Annotated in this window: 2 protein-coding genes; one reads left to right on the plus strand and one right to left on the minus strand. The window is 39.1% G+C overall.

All coding sequences use genetic code 11. The features are described 5' to 3' along the window. Nucleotides 1-14: 14 nt before the first annotated feature. On the minus strand, nt 15-1,325 hold the full coding sequence (locus tag GQR39_RS19905; protein WP_165736420.1) for an amidohydrolase: 1,311 nt from the start codon (nt 1,323-1,325) through the stop codon (nt 15-17). A 111-nt stretch (nt 1,326-1,436) separates the two neighbouring features. Here GQR39_RS19905 and GQR39_RS19910 point away from each other — a divergent pair, with 111 nt between their 5' ends. Further along, nucleotides 1,437-2,294, plus strand: a complete 858-nt coding sequence (locus GQR39_RS19910) for a tetratricopeptide repeat protein (RefSeq protein WP_165736421.1) — start codon at nt 1,437-1,439, stop codon at nt 2,292-2,294. Nucleotides 2,295-2,378: the final 84 nt, after the last annotated feature.

The following is a 2,378-nucleotide window of genomic DNA, read 5'->3' on the forward strand; positions in this document are numbered from 1 at the left end:
ACCATTACATCAGGTTATTTATTAAATAAAGCAACAGCAGCGTTACTCATTGCTTTTATTCCGGTAGGAATGGCAACTTTATAATCTGGTGCAAATTTACTAGAGTGTAGGGAAGGGAGTACTTCACCTGTTTTTATCGAATCTGCATATTGTGTTTGGTTTACGCCACCTAGCCAAAATAAGGTAATAGGGATGTTTTCATCGGTGCGTCCGTATAGGCCAAAGTCTTCACCCGCCATTACAGCTTGTGTTTCAAGCACATTAGTATCACCAATTGCGCTGGCAATAGAGTTTCTAACAATGTCTGTTTGTGCAGGGTTATTATAAGTAGATGGAATAGATTCATCTTCATGTACATATACTACAGGGTAGTTTGATTCATTTAGGCCAGCACTTTGTGCAATACCTGCCGTGATTCGTTTTATTGCTGCTATTTGAGCACTTCTAACATTTGGGTTATAGCTTCTGAGAGTGAGTTGTAGTTTTACTTCATCCGAAATCACATTATGTTTTGAGCCACCATGAATAGACCCAACCGTAATAACCGAAGGCTCTAGCGGTGAAAGTTCTCGGCTTGTGATTGTTTGCAGAGCAAGTACTGTGCGTGCAGCTATAATCACAGGGTCTATAGTTGTATGCGGATAAGCACCATGACCACCTTTACCTTTTATTGTAATATCGACAGAATCTACACTTGCCATAGTGTATTCATTTTTCATTGATACCTTACCAGCGGGGACGCTAGCACTTACATGCAAAGCAATTATATGATCAGGTTTTTCATATTTACTAAATAGTCCTTCGCCTAACATGGCTTTAGCACCCCCACCAACTTCTTCGGCAGGCTGTGCAACCATCATCAAAGTGCCTTTCCATTGATCTTTGTGTACTATTAATTGCTCAGCAGTACCAATAAAAGAGCTCATGTGAATATCGTGGCCACAACCGTGCATTACACCTACTTTCGCACCATGCTCATCTATTACTTTAACTTTTGAGGCATAGGACTTTCCTGTCTGCTCTATAATAGGTAAGCCATCGGTGTCAGTACGGATCATCACGGTTGGACCGTTTCCGTTTTTGTAAATGCCGACAACACCAAAGCCACCTACATTACTTGTTACTTTAAAACCCAGCTGAGTTAATTTATCCGCTATTTTATTACCCGTTTCTTGTTCGTGATAAGAAAGCTCTGGCGATTGGTGTAAATCGAGGTAAAACTTTTCTATAGCTGGCATGGTTTTGCTTAAATTCAAATCGAGTCCATTTGCTTGTACTAATGGGCTTGCTAATAAAAGTATTGCACTTAGATAAGTTAATTTCATGTTTTCCCTCATTGTTGAATATGTATACCGGATGATTTAGGTATATGACTTGTAATTATTATGTTCACCACCATATAAAAACCTAAATAGATGAATATGGCAATCAATTCAATGAGCAACATAGTTAGTATTAATGCGCAAAACCTTCAACAAGTACTCGGTGAAACATCACAGCAAAAATTGGTGTTGCTTAACTTTTTCTCTCCTCAAAGTCCTGACTGTATCGGACAGGCTGCAATTTTAGATAAAATAGCGGCTGAATATGCAAGCTATATAGTAGTAGCAAACCTAGATTGCGATGCAGAGCAAGCACTCGCTTCTCAACTTGCGCAGCAAGTTGGTCTGCAAACACTGCCTACCCTTGTATTATTAAAAGACTCTGCACCAGTAGATTTACTTGCAGGTGTTCAAAGCGAAGCACAAATACGCGAAGCCCTAGCAAAGCATTTACCTGCACAACAAGACTTACTGTTAGAACAAGCAAAGCAAGCGTTATTAAAGTCAGATTTAAATGCTGCATTTAATTATGCAAAGCAAGCTTATGAAATAGACAGCGGTAATGCACGTATCAAATTAGTGCTAGCAGACATATGTATTCAAATTCACAAGGTAGATGAAGCCCAAGCGCTTATAAATACAATAGACGTACAAGAGCAAGATGCTTACTTTAATAATATAAAAGCAAAATGCGAAGCTGCGCTTGAAGCAAAAGACTCACCAGAGATTAAAGAAAAGCAACAACAAGTAGAAAAGTACCCAAATGACCTAGAATTAAAAGAAGAGCTCAGTATTTTACTCAATGAAGCAGGCAGAAAAGAAGAAGCATTGGATATACTATTTACAGTGCTGCAAAAAGATCTGAATTTCAATGAAGCGAAACCAAGCTTTTTAACCATTATTGCCTCTTTACCCGATGGTGATGCGCTCGCAGCAAAGTATCGTCGCAAGTTATATAGTATTTTATACTAGGGTCTGTTGCTCTTTGCGGATTAAAATTTGTTCAAACTAGGGGGTGTTTAATCGCGGTGCGAGATTTGTAACCTAGTGGGCTCG

Source organism: Pseudoalteromonas sp. C8, from assembly GCF_011378685.1.
In the GTDB taxonomy this organism is placed as follows: Bacteria; Pseudomonadota; Gammaproteobacteria; order Enterobacterales; family Alteromonadaceae; genus Pseudoalteromonas; species Pseudoalteromonas arctica.

Bases quoted from the DNA above. Each gene is read 5' to 3' on its own strand.
- GQR39_RS19910 (WP_165736421.1), top strand. From the start codon at position 1,437: ATGAGCAACATAGTTAGTATTAATGCGCAAAACCTTCAACAAGTACTC.
- GQR39_RS19905 (WP_165736420.1), bottom strand. From the start codon at position 1,325: ATGAAATTAACTTATCTAAGTGCAATACTTTTATTAGCAAGCCCATTA.